This window comes from Paraburkholderia dinghuensis (genome assembly GCF_003837865.1).
Taxonomy (GTDB): Bacteria; Pseudomonadota; Gammaproteobacteria; order Burkholderiales; family Burkholderiaceae; genus Paraburkholderia; species Paraburkholderia dinghuensis.
Window position 1 is genome coordinate 96,474 of the sequence record NZ_RQIS01000011.1, and the last position, 23,591, is coordinate 120,064.

The 23,591-nt window shown below is 62.0% G+C and carries 20 protein-coding genes and 1 pseudogene; 12 read left to right on the forward strand and 9 right to left on the reverse strand.

Annotation, left to right across the window (positions count from 1 at the left end):
* Positions 1-2 precede the first annotated feature (2 nt).
* Positions 3-761: an SDR family NAD(P)-dependent oxidoreductase gene (locus D1Y85_RS16225; protein WP_124152093.1), complete on the forward strand. Its 759-nt coding sequence runs from the start codon at positions 3-5 to the stop codon at positions 759-761.
* Between the two features lie 41 nt (positions 762-802).
* Positions 803-1,753: a VOC family protein gene (locus tag D1Y85_RS16230; RefSeq protein ID WP_124152094.1), complete on the forward strand. Its 951-nt coding sequence runs from the start codon at positions 803-805 to the stop codon at positions 1,751-1,753.
* A gap of 36 nt (positions 1,754-1,789) precedes the next feature.
* Here the strand turns inward: D1Y85_RS16230 and D1Y85_RS16235 are convergent, their stop codons facing one another.
* The 8 genes from D1Y85_RS16235 to D1Y85_RS16270 form a co-directional block, all read right to left on the reverse strand.
* Complete coding sequence (locus D1Y85_RS16235) at positions 1,790-2,527, reverse strand: alpha/beta fold hydrolase (protein ID WP_124152095.1); 738 nt, start codon at positions 2,525-2,527, stop codon at positions 1,790-1,792.
* Between the two features lie 75 nt (positions 2,528-2,602).
* Complete coding sequence (locus tag D1Y85_RS16240; protein ID WP_124152096.1) at positions 2,603-3,427, reverse strand: SDR family NAD(P)-dependent oxidoreductase; 825 nt, start codon at positions 3,425-3,427, stop codon at positions 2,603-2,605.
* A 6-nt stretch (positions 3,428-3,433) separates the two neighbouring features.
* A complete protein-coding gene (locus D1Y85_RS16245) occupies positions 3,434-4,231 on the reverse strand; it encodes an enoyl-CoA hydratase/isomerase family protein (RefSeq protein WP_124152097.1) in 798 nt (265 codons plus the stop codon).
* Positions 4,232-4,259: 28 nt separating this feature from the next.
* Positions 4,260-5,234 (reverse strand): VOC family protein, encoded by a 975-nt coding sequence (locus D1Y85_RS16250; RefSeq protein WP_124152098.1) that lies wholly within the window; start codon positions 5,232-5,234, stop codon positions 4,260-4,262.
* A 31-nt stretch (positions 5,235-5,265) separates the two neighbouring features.
* Positions 5,266-7,770, reverse strand: a complete 2,505-nt coding sequence (locus D1Y85_RS16255) for an efflux RND transporter permease subunit (protein WP_124152099.1) — start codon at positions 7,768-7,770, stop codon at positions 5,266-5,268.
* A 31-nt stretch (positions 7,771-7,801) separates the two neighbouring features.
* Positions 7,802-8,893, reverse strand: coding sequence for a WD40/YVTN/BNR-like repeat-containing protein (locus D1Y85_RS16260; protein ID WP_124152100.1), 1,092 nt, complete (start codon positions 8,891-8,893; stop codon positions 7,802-7,804).
* 89 nt (positions 8,894-8,982) lie between these two features.
* Positions 8,983-10,347 carry a DUF1329 domain-containing protein gene (locus tag D1Y85_RS16265; RefSeq protein WP_124152101.1) on the reverse strand — a complete coding sequence of 455 codons (1,365 nt, stop codon included), beginning with the start codon at positions 10,345-10,347 and terminating at the stop codon, positions 8,983-8,985.
* A gap of 116 nt (positions 10,348-10,463) precedes the next feature.
* Entirely contained in the window at positions 10,464-12,152 is a 1,689-nt protein-coding gene (locus D1Y85_RS16270) for a DUF1302 domain-containing protein (protein ID WP_124152102.1), read from the reverse strand.
* Positions 12,153-12,722: 570 nt separating this feature from the next.
* On the opposite strand from D1Y85_RS16270, the gene D1Y85_RS16275 reads away from it, so the two are divergent.
* The 8 genes from D1Y85_RS16275 (at position 12,723) to D1Y85_RS16310 (ending at position 20,222) form a co-directional block, all read left to right on the forward strand.
* Entirely contained in the window at positions 12,723-13,439 is a 717-nt protein-coding gene (locus tag D1Y85_RS16275; protein ID WP_124152103.1) for a TetR/AcrR family transcriptional regulator, read from the forward strand.
* Positions 13,440-13,497: 58 nt separating this feature from the next.
* The gene (locus tag D1Y85_RS16280) at positions 13,498-14,742 is read left to right on the forward strand and encodes a cytochrome P450 (RefSeq protein WP_124152104.1); all 1,245 of its coding nucleotides are present in this window, start codon (positions 13,498-13,500) and stop codon (positions 14,740-14,742) included.
* Positions 14,739-14,960 carry a ferredoxin gene (locus D1Y85_RS16285; RefSeq protein ID WP_124152105.1) on the forward strand — a complete coding sequence of 74 codons (222 nt, stop codon included), beginning with the start codon at positions 14,739-14,741 and terminating at the stop codon, positions 14,958-14,960. The genes D1Y85_RS16280 and D1Y85_RS16285 overlap by 4 nt, the downstream gene beginning before the upstream one ends.
* Before the next feature lie 101 nt (positions 14,961-15,061).
* Positions 15,062-15,382: a 2Fe-2S iron-sulfur cluster-binding protein gene (locus D1Y85_RS16290; RefSeq protein WP_124152106.1), complete on the forward strand. Its 321-nt coding sequence runs from the start codon at positions 15,062-15,064 to the stop codon at positions 15,380-15,382.
* A 173-nt stretch (positions 15,383-15,555) separates the two neighbouring features.
* The gene (locus D1Y85_RS16295) at positions 15,556-17,154 is read left to right on the forward strand and encodes a GMC family oxidoreductase (RefSeq protein ID WP_124152107.1); all 1,599 of its coding nucleotides are present in this window, start codon (positions 15,556-15,558) and stop codon (positions 17,152-17,154) included.
* Positions 17,155-17,209: 55 nt separating this feature from the next.
* Positions 17,210-18,721 carry an aldehyde dehydrogenase family protein gene (locus D1Y85_RS16300; RefSeq protein ID WP_124152108.1) on the forward strand — a complete coding sequence of 504 codons (1,512 nt, stop codon included), beginning with the start codon at positions 17,210-17,212 and terminating at the stop codon, positions 18,719-18,721.
* Complete coding sequence (locus D1Y85_RS16305; protein ID WP_342773473.1) at positions 18,718-19,605, forward strand: NAD(P)-dependent oxidoreductase; 888 nt, start codon at positions 18,718-18,720, stop codon at positions 19,603-19,605. The genes D1Y85_RS16300 and D1Y85_RS16305 overlap by 4 nt, the downstream gene beginning before the upstream one ends.
* A gap of 152 nt (positions 19,606-19,757) precedes the next feature.
* The gene (locus D1Y85_RS16310) at positions 19,758-20,222 is read left to right on the forward strand and encodes a hypothetical protein (protein ID WP_246024943.1); all 465 of its coding nucleotides are present in this window, start codon (positions 19,758-19,760) and stop codon (positions 20,220-20,222) included.
* 258 nt (positions 20,223-20,480) lie between these two features.
* On the opposite strand, the pseudogene D1Y85_RS16315 reads toward D1Y85_RS16310, so the two are convergent.
* Positions 20,481-20,573: pseudogene (locus D1Y85_RS16315) on the reverse strand (transposase); the annotation flags it as partial.
* A 639-nt stretch (positions 20,574-21,212) separates the two neighbouring features.
* Between D1Y85_RS16315 and D1Y85_RS16320 the strand changes: the two are divergent.
* Entirely contained in the window at positions 21,213-22,814 is a 1,602-nt protein-coding gene (locus tag D1Y85_RS16320; RefSeq protein WP_124152221.1) for a GMC family oxidoreductase, read from the forward strand.
* An 85-nt stretch (positions 22,815-22,899) separates the two neighbouring features.
* On the forward strand, positions 22,900-23,490 hold the full coding sequence (locus D1Y85_RS16325; protein WP_185219007.1) for a TetR/AcrR family transcriptional regulator: 591 nt from the start codon (positions 22,900-22,902) through the stop codon (positions 23,488-23,490).
* The last annotated feature ends 101 nt before the right edge of the window (positions 23,491-23,591 follow it).

Sequence of the window (23,591 nt, forward strand, 5' to 3'; positions counted from 1 at the left end):
GGATGGGACGGCTCGAAGGCAAGGTCGCATTGATCAGTGGTACGGGCGGCGGACAAGGCAGGGCTGCGGCGTTACGGTTCGCGCGTGAAGGTGCGCGGGTCTTCGGCTGCGACGTCAATGCGGCTGCGCAGCAGGAGACAGTGGAGCTCGCGCGGGCCGAAGGCCTCGAAGTGGCTGGCGCCGGCAGCGTGGACCTGGGCGACGCGCAGGCCGCGCAGGCCTGGGTCGAAGAGGCGGCCGCCGCGTACGGCAGAATCGATATCCTTTACAACAACGCGTCCGCCGCGCGCTTCGGCGCTGTCGGCGACATGTCAGTCGACGACTGGCGCTGGACCATGCGCAACGAGCTCGACCTGGTCTTCTACGCCACGCACTATGCGTGGCGGCATCTCGCCGAACGCGGCGGCGTGATCGTCAACATCTCGTCGGTGGCGGCGTGGGGTGCTTCGGACACGACCGGCATCGGCGCGCATTCTGCGGCGAAAGCCGGCGTCGTGGCGTTGACCCGGCAGCTTGCCATCGAAGGCGCGAGGCATCGCATCCGCGCGGTCAGTATCAGTCCGGGTGTCGTTGCCACCCCGGGCACCCGGCCGTTTCTCGACAACCCCGCGACGCGCGCGGCGCTGCTGGCCGGGGTGCCGGTACAGCGAGCGGCCGAACCGGAAGAAATCGTCGCCGTCGCGCTGTTCGTTGCATCCGACGAGGCTTCGTACCTCACCGGCACGGACATCGTGGTGGACGGCGGAATGCTGTCACTGTGACAGCCCATGCATGCGCGAGCAAGAACGCACCAGGAGACACTGTGGACATCATCGGCATTGGATATCTCGGCCTTGAGACGGCCAGAATGGACGAATGGCGGACATACGGGCCCGAAGTGCTGGGCTGGCAGATCGGCGAGTCGCCTCAGAACGATCGCGACTCGCTTTATTTCCGGATCGACGACCGGCGGCATCGCTTCGCGTTTCATCCGGGCAAGTCAGACCGGCTGGCTTACGTCGGCTGGGAAGCGCGCGGCAAGCTGGAGTTTCAGGCTGCCGTTCAGCGCCTGCGTGACGCCGGTATCGAAGTCACTCAAGGCGATGCCGAACTGCGCGGCGTGCGGGACGTAGTGCGTTTTCGTGATCCGGTTGGCTACCAGCACGAGCTGTTCTACTCGCAGAAATGGATGCCGCGCTCGTTCATCCCTGGACGGCCACACGGCGGCTTCACTGCAGGTGCACGCGGACTTGGCCATGTCGTCCTGATCACGCCGGAGTTCCCGCCGGAGCTCGAACATTTCCTGACCGTGGTGATGGGCTTTCACTACTACGGCGCTGGCGCCGGCAAAGGCAAGACCGCGTTCTACCGCTCGAAACTCAATAACAGCACGAGCCACGATATCGCGTACGGTCATGGGCCGAACAAGATGGGAATCCAGCACATCGGCCTCTTCGTGAACAGCCTGCGCGACGTCGGAGAGACGTACGATATCGTCAAGCAGCGCAACCTTCCGATGATGATGACGCTCGGGCAGCACACGCAGGATCCGCACGTGTCGTTCTATCACTTCTCGCCTGGCGGCTTTGCGTTCGAGATCATCACCGAACTCGAACCCTGGCATGAGGACGGCTTCGAGCTGAACCCCGAAAAGCTCAGCACGTGGGGCCACGAGCAGGTCGGCCCGATCCTCGGCCCAAGCGTGCGCGCACCGGAGGAAGTCCTCGATCCGCAAGGGCTGGAAATTCTCGCGCGCTGGCGCCGGCCGGCTTAGGGGAAAGAGGAGAGGGCGGGGAAAGTCCCCGCTCGCTCAGCAGCGTTCGAGTACGATCTGCGCGAGCCTGAGCGGCTCGCTGATCATCGCGTCGTGGCAGGTGTCCAACTCGATCACTTCGTCCACACCGCCCAGGTTGGCGATGAACCTGCGCTGCAGTTTCGGACGCAGCGCACGGTCGCGCTTCGTCAACACCCACGACATCGGTGCGGCCGGCAACATGGCGCGGTCCACCGGCTCGGTCGTCACTTTCGTACTTTCGGCGCACAGGCCGCGAATAACCTGCTGTTTCTGGCCGCGCGTCATGCCGTTGCCGAACACCCACGACGCGACGAATGCCGGTAGCGGCGCGCTCACGGCTTCGCGGCGCGCCGCGCGCTTCGCAATGAGATTCATGGGCGGTCCAAGCGTATCGAGCACGCACTGTCCGTTCGGCGGAATACAGCACGCGATGAAGATCATCCGCTTGAGTGCTGTCCCGAGCCTCTCGGCAACGCCGGGCAGCGTGATGCCCGCCAGCGAGTGCCCCACCAGCACGACACTTTTCGCACCGCTTCTTGCACGTGAGGCGTCGATTTGCGCCAGCACGCTCTCGATGCACTGCGCGATCGTGAGCTGCGCGAGGTCTCCGGGCTCGTTGCCGTGCCCCGGCAGATCGACGGCGAGAACCGGCACATGCGGGTTGAGCGTGTTCAACGCCGCGACCGTGGGGTCCCAGCAGGTGCGCGTGTGCTGGCCGCCATGGACGAGGACGATGGTCGGCTGGTCGGTCAAGTGAACTGTTCCGTGGGAGAGGCGTCTCGTCCGGGCGGCAGGACGCCTACGTGATCGATACGCGGCAATGGCCGCTCAGTAGGCTGCCTTGCCGCGGGAGGCGAAGAGGGCGCGCAGGGGAGCGAGCGTTGGCGCGTGACTGGAAAATCCGCCGTCCACCGCGAGGGTGTGCCCGGTGATGAACGCCGCTTCGTCCGATGCGAGAAAGCACACGACGTCGGCGATATGTTTCGGGTCGCCCAGGTAGGGCGTGAGGTGCCCGTCAAGAATCACGGCCTTGATGTCCTCGGGAAGCGGATGGTCCGCGACCACGAGGCCGATCTGGATCGTGTTCGAACGGATGCGCTCCTTCCCGTACTGCGCGGCCACCGACTTGCTCAGCATCGCGAGCCCCGCCTTGGAGGCCGCATAGGCGCTCATTGTAAAGTCACCCTGGTCGCCGAAGCCTGAGGACGAGTGGATGATCGAGCCGCCTCCGCCACGAAGCATCGCCGGAATTGCATGCTTGCAACACAGCATGGCGCCGCGCAGATTCACGGCCATTGCGCGGTCCCACACTTCCACGCTCACGTTGATCACATCGCGGTCGCCGGCCCGCTGTACGTCGTCCAGCACAGCTGCATTGTTGTGGAGGATGTCGATGCGCCCGAAGCGCTCCAGCACGGCGCTCACCATCGCCTTGACCTCTGCCTCCGACGACACGTCCGTCCGCACGCTCATCGCTCGCTCGCCGATATCGGCCGCCACGGCGGCGGCCGCTTCACCGTTGATATCGACAACCGCGACGCGCGCCCCGTGTTGCGCCAGCGCGCGGGCGCACGCGGCGCCGAGTCCTGCGCCCGCGCCGGTCACGATCGCAACCTTGTTCTCCAGCTTGCCTTCAGCCTTCTCATTGCTCATGACAGGTCATTCTCCGGTGAACACGGGTACGCGCTTTTCCCTGAAGGCCAGCGCCGCTTCCTTGACGTCCTGGCTCGGCGCGAGCAGCGCGAAGAGGTCCAGTTCGTGATCGAGTCCGCGCCGCAGGTCGAGTTCGAGCGCCGCACGTGCGGCCTGCTTGGCATAGACCGTCGCCATTGGCGAGCGCAAGGCAATACGGTCGGCCAGCGCCTGCACCTCCTCGAAGAGGCTAGCGGGCGCGGCCGAGATGCGCGAGACGAGCCCGATTTCCTTCGCCCGCTGTACGTCGAGCCGCTCGCCGGTCAGGAGCATGTCCATCGCCAGGCCGTGACCGACCAGACGCGAAAGACGCTGGGTGCCACCACCGCCAGGAATCAGGCCGAGGCCCGTTTCCGGCAGCGCCATCACCGTATCGGACGCGGCATAACGAATGTCACAGGCGAGTGCGAGCTCCATCCCGCCACCCATGCAAAACCCATGCAGCGCGGCGATCACGGGCTTCGCGATCCAGTCGAGCGTCTCGATCCAGCGCGAGCGCTCCATGCGCCGCCGCACTTGCAGCGACGATTCCGGACCGCGCTTTTCCTTGATGTCCGCGCCGGCGCAAAAACCGCGTGGCCCTTCGCCGCGGATCACGATCACGCTGACCGCCGGGTCTGCCTCCAGTTCGCGCAGCGCGCGCGGCACGCCCTCGCGGATTTCGTCGTTGATCGCGTTGATCTGCTCCGGCCGGTTCAGGACGATCCAGGCCGTTTTGCCGTTGCGTTCGACCCGCACGGCTGCATTGTCTGACTTTGCGTCCATCTCTTCTCTCCCTGTCCGGTCAACGCTATCAGGAAGCCTGAAACTCTTCGAATTCGAAGAGTTGCCCGTCGAGCTCCGAGGGATGGATGCGGATCAGGGAGCGTCCGCCGACTGCTTCGCATGCTTCGATCCAGTCAAAGCGGACGCCGCGCGACTTCAGCTCTTCGGCCTTCACCTGCAGACCGTTCACGGCAATGCGCACGAAGTAGGGGCCCGGCCCCCAGTTGTTGATGTAGAGGCCCGCGTCGCTGTTCCAGCGGGTCGGCTCGATGATATCGAGCGCCGCGCTGTTCTGCAGGGTGAAGCCCATGCGCGCGCGCCGGTAGCCCTCGACGTCGAGCTGCTCGACCGGGCCGGCCGGGTCCCAGCCGAGATTGGCCGAGCAGCGGCGCAGCGTGTCGTCAAGATCACGCACGAGATAGCCGCGCGCCGTTACCCGGACGAGTTGGCCCGGCTGCAGATCGCGCGGCTGCGGCGCGGGAATCGCGAACGTCTCGGGCGGCAGCTGCAGCGGCTCGACCGGCATGATCTCGATGCACAGGCCTCCATCCACCGAAGGCTCGTAGTAGGGGCGCTCCGGCGTGACGCCGACCCAGAGGCGGTCGAACGGCATCTCCGGCGTGCGCTGCGCGAGCCGGAACGGCTGGCGCAAGCGCGCGAGACGCTCTACGGTCTGCTCGAAGTGCGGCTTGCGCGACGCGACCACGATCGAATGCGTGAGGATCGGGCGATGCTTGCCCTGAAACGTCGCGAGGCTGTCGAGGAAGTCGTGAAAGAGCGGGTCGCCCGGATTCGGCCGGTCGAGGTGAATCTGCGGCTCGACGCGCGTGGGCGCGACCGCGAGCGACTTGTGCACGCGCAGGAAGTGCGCGATGTACGGGTGGTTGTCGAATGCCTGGCGCCAGTTCGGGTGCTTGTGAATACCCAGCTTGTTGACCAGCAGTTCCGTCATGCCGTCCGGATCGGGAACCATCATGTCGGCGGTCATCAGCAAATCGAACATATCTGTAAATCTCCAGGAATGTGAGGAATATTCAGTGGCCCGGAGTCGCGCAAACCTGCGGCATCCGCGCGACGGCTCCAGCGTCGGGTTGCTCCACCTGGCCGGCCGGTGCAGACTGCGCCTCGCCGCGCTGGCGTTCGGCCTTCGGGCGAAGCAGGAAATAGGAGAGTGCGGGAATGAGCACGAGCGCACCGACCATGTTCCACAAGAACATGAACGTCAGCAGAATGCCCATGTCCGCCTGGAATTTGATCGGCGACCACACCCACGTCACGACGCCGCCTGCGAGCGTGAAGCCGACCAGCATCACCACCTTGCCAGTGAACTGCAACGCATCGCGATAGGCTTCGCGCAGCGTCGCGCCGGCACGCTGCCGCGCCAGTTGCACGGACAGCAGATACAGCGCGTAGTCGACGCCGATCCCCACGCCGAGCGCGATGACCGGCAGCGTCGCGACTTTCACGCCGATGCCGAGCATCACCATCAGCGCTTCGCACAGTACCGATGTCAGCATCAGCGGAATCAGCGCGACCACGACCGCGCGCCAGGTCCGGAACGTGATGAAGCAGAGGATCGCCACCGAAGCGTAGACGAGCGCCAGCATCTCCCGATTCGCCTGTTCGACCACGATGTTGGTTGCGGCCTCGATTCCCGCGGATCCCGCTGCGAGCAGGAACCGGTGGTCGGCGGTGTCGTGCGCGGCGGCGAAGTCCTGCACCACCTTGACGACCCGGGCGAGCGTCTCGGCTTTATGGTCGCTCAGGAACACGAGCAACGGCGCGACCGTGCGGTCTGCGTTGGTGAGTTCAGGCAGGGCGACGACGACCTGCGCGAATGCATCGCCGGTCACGAACGGATCGCGGTTGATCGTGAGCCACTTGGGCGAGCCCTCGAAACTTCCGGCGATGTACTGGCGCACGACGCTCGCAGCCGATTCGGTGCCGCGCACGCCGGGTGTTCCGCGCAGCAGGGTTTCGAGGCGATCCATTTCGATCAGCGTCGGATAGCGTTCGATGCCGCCGTTCGGTGTCTTGACGATGACCGCGAAGACGTCGCTCGAGAGGTTGTAGTGCTGGTTGATGAACGCGTTGTCGCGGTTGTAGCGTGAACTGGCTTTCAGCTCGGGCGCACCGGCATCGAGATCGCCCACCTGCAGATGCCGGCTAACCGAATAACCGCCGACAAACAGAATCGCCGCACCGACCATCGCCCCGATCGCCCAGCGGCGCGTCGAAAAGCGTTCGAACACCATGTAGCCGCGTGCGACGACGCTGTGCCGTGCATTCTGGTCGTCGCTATTGCGCGCGCGGCGGATTGCCGACGCACTCACGCCGGTGTACGACAGCAGCACTGGCAGCAGCACGAGGTTCGTGAAAATCAGCACGCCCACGCCGATGCTTGCCGCCAACGCCAGATTGCGGATCACCGGAACGTCGATGATCATCAGCACCGCGAAGCCGACGACGTCGGCCAGCAGCGCGGTGAGGCCGGCGAGGAACAGACGCCGGAACGTAAAGCGCGCGGCGGCGTAACGATGCGCGCCACGGGCGATGTCGCGCGTGATCCCGTTCATCTTCTGCGCGCCATGCGATACACCGATGGCGAAAACCAGGAACGGCACGAGGATCGAGTAAGGATCCAGTACGAACCCGAGCCACTGCACGATGCCGAGCTGCCACGTCACCGCGGCCGCCGAGCACAGCAGTACGAGCAGCGTGCTGCGCACGCAGCGCGTGTAGCCGTACAGCGCGAGCGCCGCAATCAGCGTTGAGATGCCGAAGTAGATGATCACACGGTCGAGCCCGTCGATCAGGTCGCCCGTCAGCTTCGCGAAGCCGACGATATGCACCTTGATGCCCGGCGTGGCAAGCGTGTTCATCTGTTGCTGCAGATCATGCGACAGCTGGCGATAGTCGAGCGGCAGGCCCGTGGCGGGATCCTTGTCGAGCAACGGCACGAAGATCATGCTGGAGCGCTCGTCGTTCGCGACCATCGAGCCACCCAGTCCCGCGCTTGCGACGTTGCGCCTCAACTCGGCCATCGCCTTCGCCGACCCGTCATAGCCTTCGGGCATCACCGGGCCGCCTTTGAAACCATCCTCGGTGACTTCGGTCCAGCGCACCGACGGCGTCCACAGCGACTTCATCCACGTCCGGTCGACGCCGTGCATCAGGAAGACCTTGTCGTTGATCTTCTGCAGCGTGCGCAGATAGTCCGGATCGTAGATCGACCCTTTCGTGGTCTCGACTGAAATGCGTAGCGAATTACCGAGCGAGCGCAGCGAGCCCTCATTGTCGAGATAGTTGCGCACGAACGGGTGCGACTGCGGAATCATGTTCAGGAAGTTCGCATTGACCTCCAGCCGCGACGCGCGAAAACCGAACAGCGCCGTGAGCAGGACGCAGACGATCACGATCAGCGCCCGATGATTGAAGATCAGGCGCTCGACAGGGCCGCCGGAGCGGCGATCGAACGGCTGCTGTTCCGAGACGGGCTTCCGCCCGTGTCCGGTAGCGTCAGCTTGCGGTTTATCCATGTTCAACACCTGTTACCGTGCGAGGCATGGCTCAATGCCGTGCCACGATTGATTCGATCATCACGCCACCCGAACCGCTAACCGCGACGTGATCGCTACCGTCTGTCGTAATGCCTGTGAACATCATTGGCGTGTCCGCCGATACGCGGTGCAACTCGCCGGACACCGGATCGGCAACCAGCAGCAGTGCCCGACTACCGCAGATCACGACCCGGCCATCGGCGAGCGCGATCGCGTCGTTGAGCGACGAGTCGGTCGCCGATTGCACCTGCCGCCACGTGTCGCCATGATCGACGCTTTCATAGATCGTGCCGCGCAGGCCGAACGCGTAGAGCCGCGCATCGTTACCGGCGATGCCGAAGAAGCTGCCTGCGTAACCGGAGTTCAGGCGCATGAAGCGGCCGCTGGCGCGGTCGAGCCGGAACACGGTGCCGCGTTCACCGGCGATGAAAACGTTGTCGCCGATACGGCGAATCGCGTTCAGGTTGAGGAAGTCAGGGTTGTCGACGTTCGCGAGGCCGGGCAACCACGTCTTCCCGCCGTCCGTGGTGACGGCGACTATGCCGAACGAGCCGACCGCGTAACCGTGCTGGGCGTTTTCGAACCAGACGTCCAGGTACGGCAGCGATGCACCCGCCTTCGCGTTGCGCTCCTCCTGTTCGAGCAGAGGCTTCGCGCTCGCGTCGCCCGCCGCAACGGCGGCCTGGTAGTGGGCAACGAAGCGTGGGTTGGCCTCGCGGCCGTCGAGTTGCTTGACCCACGTTTCGCCACCGTCCGACGTATGCAGGATCACGCCGTCGTGGCCGACCGCCCATCCCTGCGATGCGCCCACGAAAGTCACGGCGGTGAGGTCGCTCTGCACCGGGCTCGGCACCTGCTTCCAGGTGCGGCCGTGGTCGTCGGACATGACAATCACGCCGCGCTGGCCGACTGCGACGAGACGCGACGCGGCGTGAGCGACAGCAGTCATCGGTGCTCGCGCCGGGACAGCCGCGAGTGTAGCCGGCGCGTCGAGCGGATCGATGAAAGACCGGTTGCTGGTTTCTGCCGCCGTGCATAGCGTGCTGGCGCACGCGAACGCCAGACCGGCGACTGCTGCGCGTTGCAGCGTCCGGATAGACATGTTTTGACTCTCCGCAGGACAGCTCTTGAGATACCGTACTGCGAAGCGGGTGACCTGTCCGCCCGCTTCGCGGCTACCGCGTTACAGCGTTACCGCACGCCAGCGTTCAGCAATGCCTGGGTGTTGTAGTTCCCCAGGTTCGGCACCTCGTCGTAGGGGATCATGTGCTGGGAGGGCGTGCCCGTATCGGCCGTGACCGAGTAATTGCCCTTGGTCAGGTCGTACATGACCGCATTCGGCTGGCCCACGCGCGGCTTGTCGTAGGGAACGATGTCGAGCGTGTAGCCAGTGCGATAAAGCGCGTTGCTCTGGTCATACGCATCGTAGCCAACGATCAGCCAGGTATCCTCGTCGATGTAGTAGGTACGGTGGCTATAGATATTGCGCACGCCGGGCTTGAGCGTCGCCTCGACGACCCAGACGCGGTGCTTTTCCCAGCGCACGTCGTCGGGGTTCGTGAACTTGTCGCCGGCGAGGTTGCTGGAGTTGTACGCGCGATAGTTGTTATACGGGACGTACACTTCTTTCTTGCCGACGAGCTTGAAATCGAAGCGGTCCATGCGCCCCTGAAAACCGCCGATCTCGTCGAATAGCAGCGTGCCGCCGATCTGCGCCATCGGTGTGTCGTACTTGTACTCCGGCGCCACGCGCACACGGCGCTGTCCCGGCATGTAGATCCAGGTAGTGTCGTCGTCCTCGCCGGCGTTGATGGTGTACTTCGCGAGCGTCAGCATGCCGACATTCGCCGGCGGCCCGTAGAAGCGCGTGAAGCCCGTGCGGAAGAAGTTATCGGGCAGCTTGCTGCCATTGCGGTCGTAGTACTGGTAGATGAACTGAGTTTCGTTATCGCCCATCAGAGTCTTGTGCCCCGACTCGTCGATGAGGATGGTACGGAAGCGGAAGTCCGTACGCGGGCCCTGGTAGCGCAGGTTCTGGTTCCACATGACCTCATAGCCGTCCTTCGGGATCGGGAACGGAATGCACGCGAACGCGCCTTCCACGCTGTCGCCCTTGACCTTGCCGGCCAGCTTCGCGGTTTGCGCGCACGCAACCGTGTTTTTCAGAACCCAGTCAGGGTAGGCCATCGTGCGGCGCGTCTTGTAGACATCCATGCGAAAGCCCGGGAGGCGGTCGAGCAGTGCCTTCGTGCCGGGCATCAGGTTGTCCGCGTACTGTGCCGCGTTGGCTTTGGTAATGGACGCGATCGGCTTATCGTCCTTGAACGGATCCGGATAGTGGCCACTGCCGGGCTTGAAGTCCGCCGGAATAGCGAGGTCCTTGACGCCACCCGTATACGCCGGAATCGAGCCGTCGGCATTGCCGGCTTTTTCCGCGCCAAACTCGGTCAGCTTCTGGCCCAGTTCCTTCGCTTCCTCCGCACTCACCGCAGCCAACGCGTGACCGCTCGCGCAAAGCGCAGTCGTGAGCGTCGCCATTAACATTGCACGTTTCATTGATCTGTCTCCGAAGTTCGTATTGGTAATGCCCGGACGGATTGCGCGCCGCGTGACGGTGGCCGTTGTCGTTCTGCAGCGACGAAGGCACGATACGCGGCGCAAGCGGTTTGGCGTCAGAAGGTGGTTGAAAGCGTCAGCGAGACCCAGTTTCTGTCGTTATAGAAGAACGTGCCGTTACCGGTTGAGTAGTACGGAAGGCCCGTTGGCGTAGTGGTGGTCTGGCCAGGGCGCGAGTGATAGCCGTTGTATTGCAGCGTCACGTTGAACTTGTTCTGGATGAGCGCATGCAGACCGATCGTGTACTGCAGCGAACCCTGACCCGGCGAAGGCATCACCGTCGCCTGATTGCCATAGATGCCGTATTCGAGGAAGATCGGCATGTCGAGATCGACGCCCGGATACACCTGCAGCCACTGCGGATCGAACTGGACCGCGATGGCGACTGCGCTGTCCGTCGAACACCCGTCCCACTTGCTGCCGGTCGGACACTCGAGGGCGTTGCCCACGCCGTTGTACAGCGCGGCGTTACTGGTCGTCTTCAGTTTCTGCGTGTAGCCCAATTCGACAATCGCGCTGCCTGTGTCCCACAGCGGCGTGCGCGTGAGGCCGGCCATCAAGTTGGCGACCACGTTCAGGACGTCGCCACGCGCGCCTTCCCGGCCGCTAAAGTCGCTCGGCAGCGGACCCGTTCCGCTGTTGAGCGCCGTATTGTGACGGTACGAAACGTCGAGGCCGGTGCTGTACGGTCCGATCTGCTTGTCGAGGCTGAAGCCATACAGCTTCACGTCCGATGCGTACGACAGGTGGTAGTTCGGCGCGCTGGTCACCGGATTCACTCCCAGCAGCACCCACGGATTGGTTTCCGTGAGGTTGCGGTAGTAGAACCCCATCGTGCCGTTGAGCCACTGCGGCGACCAGGTCAGCTTGAAGCCGTAGTCGGAGTGGAAGCCGTCGCTGGGCTCGATGATCGGGCCCTGCGGAATCTGCCCCTGCAGCAAGTTCGGGCCCTGGAACAGGAAGCCAGCCGTGCCGAGGTAGGTGCCACCTTGCGGGAACAGGCTAGGCTGGAATTCGGCGAAGTATTGCGCGGCCACCGAGACGGTCGGCGTGATGTCGCTCTGGAGCAGCACCTGGGCGCGCGGAATCATCAATTCCTTGAGCTGCGTGCCGGGTACCGCCGATCCCTTGATGCCGTCCACCGCGTTTTGCCCGTAGCTCAGGCCGTTGAAGAACAGTGCGTTACCCCAGTACTGGGTCAGGCGCCCGACCTTGATCGAACTCGGTGCGTTGCCGATATTGAAGTTGTAGAACGCGAAAGCGTCGAGCAGCTGGGCGCCTTGTTGATAGTAGCGCGAGGTAAAGCTGCCGAAGCGGTTATTCGCGTACGAGTTCAGCATGCTGTACGGCACACCTGGCGCGAAGTCTGCCGGGTTGTTGTTGACACCACTTCCGTACGCGAAGTCTTTCCAGATGGAACCGCTGACACGAAAGCCGAATTTGTTCTGAAACACCGCGTCGAACTCGGAAAGGGCCGATGCCCGGTTCGTCACAATATCACCCGCATGGCTGAACTTGTAGTCGGACTCGCTGAAGTTCGGGTTATTGCCGATCAACGGGTCGATCCCTTGGGCGCGCATGCCTAGGTTGTAACTGACCGTGGTGTCCCAGTTGATGTTCCAGTCCGGGATATTAGTCAGAAGGGGCATTGCACTTGCCGACGCGGCCCAACACCCGAGCGCCGCAGTGATGCCAGCGCTAAGCCGGCTCCTCTTCAATCTGGCGTGGCTTTTCATTCCCTTCATCTCCTTGTCTCCTTGGCTGCCTTGCGGGCCTGGTCTTTTTTTCGTCGGAGGCGCTCGCGTCGGGCGCGAATCACCGCGAGTCCACTTGGATGCAAAGTGAACACATTAACTTATTGCGTTCAATTAAGACTTGGCTGGATCTGGAATCGGATTCTAAAGAGAGAATACCGGGTGCGATGTTGTCGTTTTCCCTGATCGTCGGAATTTTGTTGAACATCTATCTGCAAACTGTTCTGAAGATTGGCTGGGGCCGATCGATCAGGGTATGCCGTGCGTGCCGCACCTGTATCCCGGGGGCGAGTACAGTCCGTTTCGCCCACAGGCTATCCGGAAGCTATGGCGACGGCCTCGCGCGAGCACCCAGGCACGCGAGAACTGCGGTCAGGGCATGCGTCGCGTGCGTATTTTTCCCGATGTTCAGATGGTTGCCTTGAGGCTTCTCTGTGCATGCCAACGCGCGCCGTGTGCAAATGACTCTACAGATATGTCAGGGCTGTGCAATGCGAACTCCACCGATAGTACAGAAAATGCATTCTTGTTTAATATGCATGAGCGGACTAGTATGCGTGCATGCATCCAGACAACTTGTTCATTCCGCCGCGGCGCCTCACCCGTGAGGAGCGCCGCCAGCAAACGGATGCAGCTTTGCGTCAGGCAGCCGTTCGAGAGTTCGCCACGTGTGGCGTGGCAGGCACTTCCGCCGAGCGCATTGCGGAAGCCGCAGGGTTTACGCGCGGCGCCTTCTATGCGAATTACGAGAACAAGCAGGCACTCCTGCTCGATCTGATCCGGGAGAAGTTCACGGCTGAAATCAAGAACTGGCTTGAACTCGCGGAAAGCGCGATCGGTCTCGAAGATCTGCTGGTTATTCTGAACGACCGAACGAGGCTCTTCGATCCGGATGGCGTGTGGCCCCTGATTGCTGCGGAGATCAATCTGTACGCACAACGCGACGCGGAGTTCGCGGCCAGCTATCGGCAGTATCACGGACAGGTACTCGACGGGTTCGAGCGCATCATCACGAAGCTTTTCTGGCGGGGCGGCAAGCGGCCACCGCTGCCGGTGGGCGAACTGGCAGAGGCGATGCTCACGCTCTATCGCAGCACACGTCTGCCGGTTGAAGACACGCCGGAAAGCCATCCGACGTTCTTTTCACCGGAGTTGCTAATCGTCATTCTCCGCGGGTTGATTGCAGTGGCACCGCCCGCCGACAGCGAGCGCGCGGATTCTTCAGGCCCGACAGCAGAAGGGGAAAAGGGCAAACGCAGGGCGAAAAAGACGGATTAGCGGCGCCGCTGCTGTTGCGTCGGCCCGGTTTTGCGAAGACGAAAAAATGGAGACACACATGACCGCAGTCCCCCATCCGGGCGCTGAGATTCCTTCTCACGTGTCCGCGCACCTGGTGCGAGAATTCGACATCTGGACCGAAATTTCCACCGCTGGGCTCGACGCCTTCAAACGGGCCGCGGATTATCACGACGAAACGCCTCCCATCTTCTATATCCCACGGCTTGGCTACTTGCCCGGCGCGTGGGTGCCGCGGCGCGCCGAGGAGCTGCGCCGCATCCTGCAGGACACCGACACCTTCAGCAGCGGCAGCATGCCCTTCGCGCAGATGCTCGGCGAAGACTGGAAGCTGATTCCACTTGAAATCGACCCGCCGGAGCACGCGAAATATCGTGCGCTGATCAACACGCTGTTCTCACCGAAGCGCATCGACGAACTCGAACCCACGATCCGCCTGCGCGCAAACGAACTGATCGATCAGTTCGCGACGAAAGGGCACTGCGACTTCAATGGCGAATTCGCCGACTGGTATCCGACACTGGTGTTCCTGCGCCTGATGGGCTGGCCAACCGAGGAGGCCCCGACGTTCGTGCGCTGGACGCATACGCTCATCAAGAGCATGAATCCAGGCGAAGTGGTCGGCGCGCTCACGCAGATTCGCGATTATCTGCGTGAGAGGATCGCCGAGCGGCGCGTCAATCCCGGCGACGATTTCACGGGCTATCTGCTAGCTAGCGAGGTGGACGGTCGCCCGCTGACTGACGACGAAGTGTTCGGGATGTGCTTCCTGATTTTCATCGGCGGCCTCGATACGGTCGCGTCCAGCCTCGGCTTCCATTTCATGCATCTGGCCCGTCACCCTGAGCAGCAGGCCGAACTGAAGGCGCACCCGGAGCGCATTCCGAATGCGGTCGAAGAACTGCTGCGTTCGTATTCGATCACGAACATGCGCCGCGTCGTCACGACCGACGTGCAGATCGGCGACGCGACGATGCGCGCGGGAGACTACGTGCTGATCAGCACCGAACTGGGCAACCTCGACCCCGCAGCGTTCAGTTGTCCCGCACATGTGAAGTTCGATCGCGAAGACGCGCAGGCTCATATGGCGTTTTCGTATGGCCCGCACCGTTGCGTCGGCTCGCATCTCGCGCGGCGCGAACTTCGCATCGCGCTCGAACTGTGGACAAAGCGCATCCCAACCTTCCGGATGAACGGTAATCCGATACAGGTTCGTGCATCCGGCGTCTTCGGTGTATCCGGGCTTCAAATGGAATGGGACCCCGCCGAAGTGAGGGCCGCATGAAGATCATCGTCAATACGGCGGCCTGTGTAGGGCACGCGCGCTGCAACATCGTCGCGCCGGAACTATTCCCGCTCGACGCAAGCGGGTACAACACCGTCGCCACGACGGTCGAGGTGCCGGCCGGCCTCGAAAGCCTCGCTCGGCGCAGCGTGCGAGCTTGCCCCGAGCGCGTGCTGACGATTGTCGAAGACAGCGCCGCGTCCAGCGCCGACGCTTGACGCGTTATCGCATCGTGCGGCGGCGCTGCTGCCGATGCGTAACGGCGACGTGCGCGAGCAGAAAACGGCTGAATGCCGATAAACCACCGGAGACACGTGTAATGCCGAGTCTGATCTGCATTGAACACGACGGAACCGCGCATCGTCTCGATGCGCAAATGGGCCAATCGGTGATGCGTGCCATCGTCGATGCTGCGATCCCAGGCATCATCGGCGACTGTGGCGGCGCGTGCAGTTGCGCGACCTGCCACGCCTATGTCGACGACGCATGGATCGATCGCCTGCCGTCGGCCGGAAGCACGGAGCAGGGGATGCTCGAATGCGCCATCGAACCGCGTCCGGGCAGCCGCCTGACTTGCCAGATCGAGATGTCCACTGACCTCGACGGTCTTGTGATCCGGCTGCCGGCCAGCCAGATCTAGCCTGCCTTTCCGCCAGACGATCCCGCTGACCGATACGGCGGCGCGTCCCGCCGCTACGCGTGAGGCAACCGCAGAAACGCCAGGCGCACGGTGCCGAGGCATCGACCCGCGGGGTCGTCTTTCATTCATTCGTCTGGTCCGCACATCTTGCGGACCGTTTGGAGCAATGCAACATGGCACTTCGCGAACACTACGATTACATCATCGTCGGCGCCGGATCTTCCGGTTGCGTGCTTGCCGACCGCCTTTCCGCCGACCCGGCCGTGTCGGTCCTGCTGCTCGAAAGCGGCCCCGCCGACAAGAGCCCGATGATTCACATGCCGCGCGGCATCGGCAAGATTCTGACCGTGGGCGGCCCGCTCGTCTGGAGCTATCGCGCGAACCAGCGCAAAGGCCGTGACACCGAGGACTGGCTAAAGGGCCGCACGCTGGGCGGATCGAGTTCGGTCAACGGCATGGTGTACCTGCGCGGCCACCCGCAGGACTATGACGACTGGGAAGCGGCTGGCTGCGCAGGCTGGGGCTGGCGCGACATGGGCCGCTGCTTCAAGGCGATGGAGGACCACGAGCTTGGCGAGTCAGACGTCCGCGGCGCCGGCGGTCCCGTGAAAATCTCGATGCATCCGCCAGGCGACGAACTGTGTGAGGCCGTGATCGACGCCGCCGGACAAGCGGGCATCGTGCGCGTGAAGGACATCAATTCATCGCGCGAGCCGGCTATCGGCTATCAGCCTCGAACTATCTGGCAGGGGCGGCGATGGAGTGCAGCGAAGGCGTTTCTCGATCCTGCACGAAATCGCGCGAATCTCGATATCCAGACTGGCGTCGAAGTCGTGCGGATCGCATTCGATGGCAAGCGCGCGAGTGGCGTCGTGCTGCGCGGCGAACATGGCCAGCACACGGTCGCCGCACGCTGCGAGGTGATCGTGTCCGCCGGTGCGCTCAATTCGCCCAAGCTGCTGCAGTTGTCCGGTATCGGCGACGCGCAGCAACTGCGAGAGCTTGGCATCGACGTCATCGCCGACGTGCCCGAGGTCGGCCGCAATCTGCGCGAGCATCGTGGCGTGATGATGAGCACGCGCGTGACACGCGGCAGCCTGAATCGGCATTTTCATGGCTGGGCGCTGCTCGCGAGCATGTTGCGCTATACGGCGCACCGCAGCGGGCCGTTGACGCACGCCGCGCATGAGGTCTGCGCGTTCGTGAAGACGAATCCGCAGCTCTCGCGGCCGAACGCGGAAATCGGCGTCGGGCTCTACTCGCTCGCGGTGAAGAACGGCAAGATCGACATCGATTCGAAACCGGGCATGACATGGGTCGGCTATCTGACGCATCCGCAAAGCACAGGTGGGGTGAGTGTCACGTCACGGGATCCCGACGCGCCGCTTTCGATCGATGCGAACTATCTCGACACCGAACAGGACCGCCGCCATAGCGTCGAACTGATCCGGTTGATGCGCAGCATCCAGATGCAGCCCGCGCTTGCGAGCCACTATGGCGAGGAGACCGCGCCCGGTCCGAACTTCACGTCGGATGAGGAACTCGTGGACGCGTTTTTCAAGTTCGGCTCGCCGGGCTATCACGTGGCGGGCACGTGCCGGATGGGCAACGACGAACGCTCGGTGGTAGACACCGCGCTACGCGTGCGTGGCGTGACGGGCCTGCGCGTGGTCGACACGTCGATTATGCCGACGCTGATTGCCGGCAATACGAACGCGCCGGCTATGGCTATCGGGCTGCGCGCGTCAGAGCTGATCCTGAAAGACCGCTGATCGCGCAGATACTCACCTTTGCAGTTACCACAATGGACAAGGATGGAGACACAGCATGAACGAACTCGGCACGCGCACGAAGCGCATTACGGAAATTGACAGACTGTTTATCGGCTCGGAGTGGGTCTTGCCGCGCGGCGGGGAACGCGAGCCAGTCGTCAATCCAGCGACAGAAGAAGCGATCGGCGAAGCGCCGGTCGGCGGATTGTACGAATGTGACATGGCGATAGCGGCCGCTCGCGACGCGTTCGACAACGGCCCGTGGCCACGCCTGTCGCAGGCCGAGCGGGCGGCGGCGATGCGGCGCTTCCACGCCGCGCTGCAGGTGCGCGCCGAAGAGATTCAGGAGCTGCAGATCGCCGAGGCCGGCATCACGCGGATTCTCGCGCAAACGATGATGTTTGCCGCACCGATGCAGATCGCGCAGACGACCATCGAGCGCTCGCTCGTGTCCTCGACGCGGCATCTGCCGATCTCCACGTCGATGAATCCGTTCGACCCTGCGGGTAGCCAGTTGATCGGCAGCGGCGTGGTGGTGCGCGAACCGGTCGGCGTGGTGTCGGCGATCACGCCATTCAATGCGCCGTTCCTCGTCGGTCTGTCCAAGCTGCTCCCCGCGCTGCTGGCCGGCAACACCGTCGTGCTGAAACCGTCGCCCTATACGCCGTATTCGGCGTTGATGTTTGGCGAGATCGCGCAGGAGGTGGGGCTGCCGCGCGGCGTACTGAACGTCATTACCGGAGACGCCGGGGTCGCCAAGCTCATGACCAGCGACGCGCGCGTGGACATGGTGACGTTCACCGGTTCCGAAACGGTGGGCGCCGCGATTCTGGGCCAGGCCGCGCCGACTATCAAGCGCACGCTGCTGGAACTCGGCGGCAAGTCGGCACTGATCGTACGCGAAGACGCCGACGTCCAGAAGGCTGCAATGGAAGGGGCATTCCAGATCTCCACGAACTGCGGCCAGGGCTGCGCGCTCGCGACACGGCATATCGTTCACAACTCGATACGGCCGGCTTACGTCGAGACGATGCGCGCCGTCGTGCAGCAATTGACGCTCGGCAATCCCTCCGACCCGGCCACGGGGGTGGGACCGCTGATTCGCGAGGCTTCGCGCACCCGTGTGCAGCGCTTCGTCGAACAGGGTCGCGACGAGGGCGCGCGACTCGTCGTGGGCGGTGGTCGGCCCGCGCATCTGGACAAGGGCTTTTACTTCGACGTTACGATCTTCGACGACGTTAGCAACAAGATGACCATCGCGCAGGAGGAAATTTTTGGGCCGGTTGCAAGCGTGATCGGCTTCGATAGTGACGAAGAGGCGGTGCGTATTGCCAACGACAGTCGATATGGCCTTTACGGGGGCATTCATTCGCGCGATTCGGCGAAGGCCTACGAAATGGCACTGCAACTGCGTACCGGTGGTGTCGTGTTGAACGGCGGCTTGTATTCGCTTGCCGATGCACCGTTTGGCGGCTACAAGCGCTCGGGTCTGGGTCGCGAATTCGGTGAGAACTGGATCAACGAATACACGCTCGAAAAATCGGTGCTGTTCCGCATCGGCCAGTGACGCGATCTGCGATCAGGGGAGGCGGGATGAGGGTGGGATTCATCGGACTCGGCGAGCAAGGCGCGCCGATCGCACAACGGATCATCGCGGCGCAGTATCCCGTCACCCTCTGGGCGCGACGCGCGCAGACGCTTGCGCCGTTCGCGAAATCGGGTGCCATGCTGGCGCCCGATCTGACCGCGCTCGCGGCGGCATCGGATGTGGTCGCAATCTGCCTGCGTAACGACGCCGACGTGTGTCAGGTACTGGCCGGTCCCGACGGGCTGATCGCGAGAATGACGCCCGGTTCCGTGGTCGCGATTCATAGCACGATTGCGCCGCACACTTGCCGGATGCTGGCGAGCGAGGCAGAGCGGCGCGGCGTTGATCTTGTGGACGCGCCGGTGAGCGGCGGCGCGGCCGCAGCCCGCGAAGGCCGGCTGGCGGTGATGGTCGGCGGATCGGAGGCCGCGTTCGAGCGTTGCCGCCCGCTTTTTGCCGCGTTTGGCAACCCGGTGGTCCACATGGGCGAGACCGGAGCGGGGCAATTCGCGAAGATCGTCAACAACGCACTTTATACGGCGCACATCGCGCTCGTGGATGACGCGATATGCACTGGCCGGGAACTGGGCCTCGATGTCGAGGCTTTGATGCATGTGCTTCGCAACGGAAGCGGACGCAGCGTAACGATGGAGCGTTACGACCCGTCACGCGGTGTACGAAGCTATGTGGCAAGCCTCGATCTGCTCGAAAAGGACATCGGGATTTACTGGCGAGCCTTGGAGGAGCGCGGAATTGGGCCGGGCACACTGGCCTACACCGCTCGCACGAGCGTTGTGCTTCTGACGCAGTGTGCAAAGGATCTGAAGAATCGCGAGCGCGGAGGTGTAGCTCCGGAATCGTGAGGAGCAGCAAACCTTACTCATATGAATCGCGTTGTGCCGCACCTGCGCGGCCCGCTCGAAAAAATGACCCCGCAGCATTAGGGGTAAACACGAGCGTGGTCTATATTGAAGTCAAGCTGCTTTTCGCAGCGGCTTCGAGCAGGAGGTCGGCGATGAAACTGGAAGCCAGACCTATGGTAGTGGCGGCGGTGAGCGCGGCGCTTGGATGTTGCGCTGTACTCACTAGCTACGCGGCCCCACAGTCCGTGAACGTTACCTTGACCGCTTCGGCCCAGAACGCGGGCAAGATCGGGCAAGTGACGTTGGTGCCGCACGGCAATGCAACGGAAATGCTGTTCTTTATCGGCGGCGTACCGTCGGGTACAACGATGCCAGCGCATCTTTACACGTATGTCTACCCGGGATCGTGCAACCAGCTGGCGGACAAACCCCTCTATGGCATGACTGACAGGACCGTCCTCGGAGATTATGTTCCGCAACAGGGTTTCAAGCTGTGGCGACGGGTGCCCATGCCGTTCGACGATCTCGTCGCGCGCGATCACGCGATCGTGGTTCGGACCAGTCCTGCTGACGGCGCGCGCGATATTTTCTGCGGAGACGTCAGGCGGGGCACATGAGATTCGTGCCATCTTGTTGGAATTCGCGAACGGCCGCCCGGACTGGGCGGCAATGCGGCACATATCACGGCCAAGCCCCAGCGATGGGCGCTGCCGCACGCTTCCGTGACGACGCGACTCGCAGGCCTGCTGGCAACGAAGGGCTCGAGCCAGGCACGTTTGAGAACCTTGCTATGGGTTGCGCAGCTCGCAGGATCGACGTGATGAATCTGGAAATCGCGCTTGCGCTAGTTCGATGGCAACGGTCGTGGCGAGCGTCCGCTGCGCCACATCCGCCACCGAATGACCGCGCTCGGTCACCTGCTTGACCGCCTCAATCTTGAACTCGTCCGTGTACCGCTTGCTGCTCATATGGCCCCCTTCGGTTGCCAGAAATTATGGCTCAAAGGCGTCTACGAAAGGCTGGCCGGTCCAGGCACCGAATTACCCAATCCCTCAATCAACCGTCCAGCACGGTCCTGGCGAGTTCCGTACGAGTGTTCAGGGGAATGCGATGTTGCTGCGGATCGTTATGAGCCACCTCCAACTAGTATTTGTCGGTCGCCCAAAAACTAATTCCTCATAGGGGAATAGGGTATTCACCTATCGAATTGACATTGACTAGGCCCCGCCTTTGAGACAAAGTTTAAATATTGTCTCAATCAAAACCATTGAAGCTTTATTTATAAGCCATTCATGTCGTTTTTAATTTTCGTAGGCATCGTTTCCTGCGCCGATCTCGGGCAATGCAATGAATGCTTTTTATGTCCGAGCATACGCACTGTCAGAGGCATGTCTGGACAGTAAGCAATAGGGTTTGATCGAAAAATTAGGGGAGTCTAGCCGCGCCCGTAGTGGCGTTGTTAACCATAGAGGCGACTTCTGTGGCGGCAATGTTCTTTGAACGAAAAACGAAAATATTGGGGCATCAAATACAAGGTTGCCACGAACGCCAATAGGTAACCAAACCCACGAAACCAGGCTATTTGCAAAAAATTAAATATGGAAGCAATGGAATTTGACTATGTCGTTGTGGGCGCCGGTTCCGCTGGCTGTGTCGTGGCGTCGCGCCTGAGTGAAGATCCGGGCGTAACGGTGTGCCTTCTTGAAGCGGGCGGCCCCGACAGCAGCATCTTTATTCACGCTCCCGCTGGCGCGGCGGCCATGGTGCCTTCGAAATTCAACAATTATGCTTTTGATACGGTTCCACAGCCAGGTCTCAACGGACGTTGCGGGTACCAGCCGCGCGGCAAAACATTAGGTGGCAGCAGTTCCATCAACGGCATGTTGTACGTGCGGGGCCATCGATTCGATTACGACCAATGGGCAGCCCTCGGCAACCCGGGATGGAGCTATGACGAGGTATTGCCCATTTTCAAGCGCTCCGAAAATAACGAGCAATTTGATGATGCGTACCATGGCCAGGACGGGCCCTTGAATGTGACCTATCCGCGCTTTGACAGCCCAGTGAGTCAGATGTGGTTGGACGCGGCAGTCCAATGTGGCATCAATTCCAATCCCGACTACAACGGGGCTGTTCAGGACGGCTCTTTCCTGTACCAGGTCAACCAGAAGAACGGCGAGCGCTGTAGCGCTGCCAAGGCCTATCTGAGACCCAACCTCGATCGCCCGAATTTGAAGGTCATCACCGGAGCCGTGAGCTCCAAGATCAACATCCAGGACAAACGGGCAACGGGCGTGTCCTTTTATCTGGGCAATGAGTTGATGTCGGTTCGTGCTCGCCGCGAGGTCGTCGTATCTGCGGGGGCCTTCGGCTCGCCTCAATTGCTGCAACTCTCCGGCATTGGTGATGCTGAAGAACTGAGTCAACTCGGTATTGCATCGATTCACAATCTTCCCGGGGTTGGCCAGAATCTTCAAGACCATATTGACTACGTTCAAAGCTGGACCACGCCCAGCGATACGGGGACGTTTGGACTTTCATGGCGTGGCACTGGAAAAATGCTGAGTGCCATCAGAGAGTGGCGCAAAAAGCGAACCGGCATGGTCACTAGCGTCTATGCATCAGGCGGGGCCTTTGTTCGATCCCATGCGGATGCACCGGCTCCCGATCTGCAGTTGATCCTGATTCTGGCTATGGTCGACAACCATGGCCGCAAGATGCATCTCGGTCACGGTATGGCCTGCCACGCCGATGTGCTTCGGCCGTACAGCCGTGGAACGGTCAAGTTGCAAAGCCAAGACCCCCGTGTGGCCCCGCTGATTGATCCTCGCTTTCTGTCGGATGAACGCGATTTGCAGTTGTTGGTCAAGGGCGGACAAATGGTGCGACGCCTGATGGAGTCCAGCGCCCTCACGCCTGTGCGCGGCAGATCGCTCCATCCAATCCCAGCCGATGACGTAAAGGCCTTGGAGGAGGACATTCGTAATCGGGCAGACACGCAATATCACCCGGTGGGCACCTGCAAGATGGGGCCGGACAACGATCGCATGGCGGTGCTTGATGCACAGTTGCGAGTCCGAGGCATCCACAATCTGCGCGTCGCCGATGCTTCGATCATGCCAACCATTGTTGGCGGCAACACCAACGCTCCGAGCATCATGATCGGCGAAAAATGCGCGGACATGATACGAGCGTCACGCCTCGCATAAGTGTTTGCCGCTACAACAGGGCGGATATCAACTTAGCGCAAATATGGTGCCCAAAAAAAGCAAAACAGTTGTCGAGGCGGAGCCGATGTCAAGCACCATCAAACTGGCGGATTTGGACGACCCAGTAGTGGTCCGCGTCCTTCAGGCAACGGCGCTGTGCATTGCGCGTCTCGGGCCTGACAAGACTACGGGCGACGAAATTGCCAAAGCCAGCGGAGTTTCCAGGGCCACGCTGTATCGTCGATTTGACAACCGTGAAGGCATTTTTGCAAGTTTGTTGTATGCCAGGTCAATTCCCTTTGTAGCGCCTGTTCTCAAGTTGCTTTCGGGCGAAAAAAACATTGCAAGACGCTTTGAAGATGGAATGGTCTTTGCGCTCCTTGAAATGAGCCACGACCCGTGTTTGAACGCCTTCTATACGGCGGGCTGGGCCTTTCCGAATTTGGCCTTGATTCAATCTGCGTACAGCCACCTATTTGGTGATTCCATCGTGCCTTTGCTCAAGACGGCCTATCAGCAGGGAGAAATGCGTCGAAACGTTCCTTTTGATGCATTGATGTCCTGGAACATGACCCAGTTTTTGCAGCTTGCCAGTCAGGCTCCTTGGGAGGAAATGGCACTTCGTTATCAAATTCGCCATTTTGTAATACCGGTATTGATTCCTGATGCACGGTAAGCAATGGGATGGACGCCCCCACCCGATGAAGGCATCAATGTGCCGGAGTGGAAGGGTCATCGACCACTCAAACCGGTAGGGGCGCCATCATGCTGATTACG

Excerpts from the sequence above, each read along its gene's own strand:
- D1Y85_RS16225 (WP_124152093.1), top strand. The coding sequence starts at position 3 with ATGGGACGGCTCGAAGGCAAGGTCGCATTGATCAGTGGTACGGGCGGC.
- D1Y85_RS16240 (WP_124152096.1), bottom strand. The coding sequence starts at position 3,427 with ATGAGCAATGAGAAGGCTGAAGGCAAGCTGGAGAACAAGGTTGCGATC.
- D1Y85_RS16245 (WP_124152097.1), bottom strand. The coding sequence starts at position 4,231 with ATGGACGCAAAGTCAGACAATGCAGCCGTGCGGGTCGAACGCAACGGC.
- D1Y85_RS16250 (WP_124152098.1), bottom strand. The coding sequence starts at position 5,234 with ATGTTCGATTTGCTGATGACCGCCGACATGATGGTTCCCGATCCGGAC.
- D1Y85_RS16255 (WP_124152099.1), bottom strand. The coding sequence starts at position 7,770 with ATGGATAAACCGCAAGCTGACGCTACCGGACACGGGCGGAAGCCCGTC.
- D1Y85_RS16260 (WP_124152100.1), bottom strand. The coding sequence starts at position 8,893 with ATGTCTATCCGGACGCTGCAACGCGCAGCAGTCGCCGGTCTGGCGTTC.
- D1Y85_RS16265 (WP_124152101.1), bottom strand. The coding sequence starts at position 10,347 with ATGAAACGTGCAATGTTAATGGCGACGCTCACGACTGCGCTTTGCGCG.
- D1Y85_RS16270 (WP_124152102.1), bottom strand. The coding sequence starts at position 12,152 with ATGAAGGGAATGAAAAGCCACGCCAGATTGAAGAGGAGCCGGCTTAGC.
- D1Y85_RS16275 (WP_124152103.1), top strand. The coding sequence starts at position 12,723 with ATGCATCCAGACAACTTGTTCATTCCGCCGCGGCGCCTCACCCGTGAG.
- D1Y85_RS16280 (WP_124152104.1), top strand. The coding sequence starts at position 13,498 with ATGACCGCAGTCCCCCATCCGGGCGCTGAGATTCCTTCTCACGTGTCC.
- D1Y85_RS16285 (WP_124152105.1), top strand. The coding sequence starts at position 14,739 with ATGAAGATCATCGTCAATACGGCGGCCTGTGTAGGGCACGCGCGCTGC.
- D1Y85_RS16290 (WP_124152106.1), top strand. The coding sequence starts at position 15,062 with ATGCCGAGTCTGATCTGCATTGAACACGACGGAACCGCGCATCGTCTC.
- D1Y85_RS16295 (WP_124152107.1), top strand. The coding sequence starts at position 15,556 with ATGGCACTTCGCGAACACTACGATTACATCATCGTCGGCGCCGGATCT.
- D1Y85_RS16300 (WP_124152108.1), top strand. The coding sequence starts at position 17,210 with ATGAACGAACTCGGCACGCGCACGAAGCGCATTACGGAAATTGACAGA.
- D1Y85_RS16310 (WP_246024943.1), top strand. The coding sequence starts at position 19,758 with ATGAAACTGGAAGCCAGACCTATGGTAGTGGCGGCGGTGAGCGCGGCG.
- D1Y85_RS16320 (WP_124152221.1), top strand. The coding sequence starts at position 21,213 with ATGGAATTTGACTATGTCGTTGTGGGCGCCGGTTCCGCTGGCTGTGTC.
- D1Y85_RS16325 (WP_185219007.1), top strand. The coding sequence starts at position 22,900 with ATGTCAAGCACCATCAAACTGGCGGATTTGGACGACCCAGTAGTGGTC.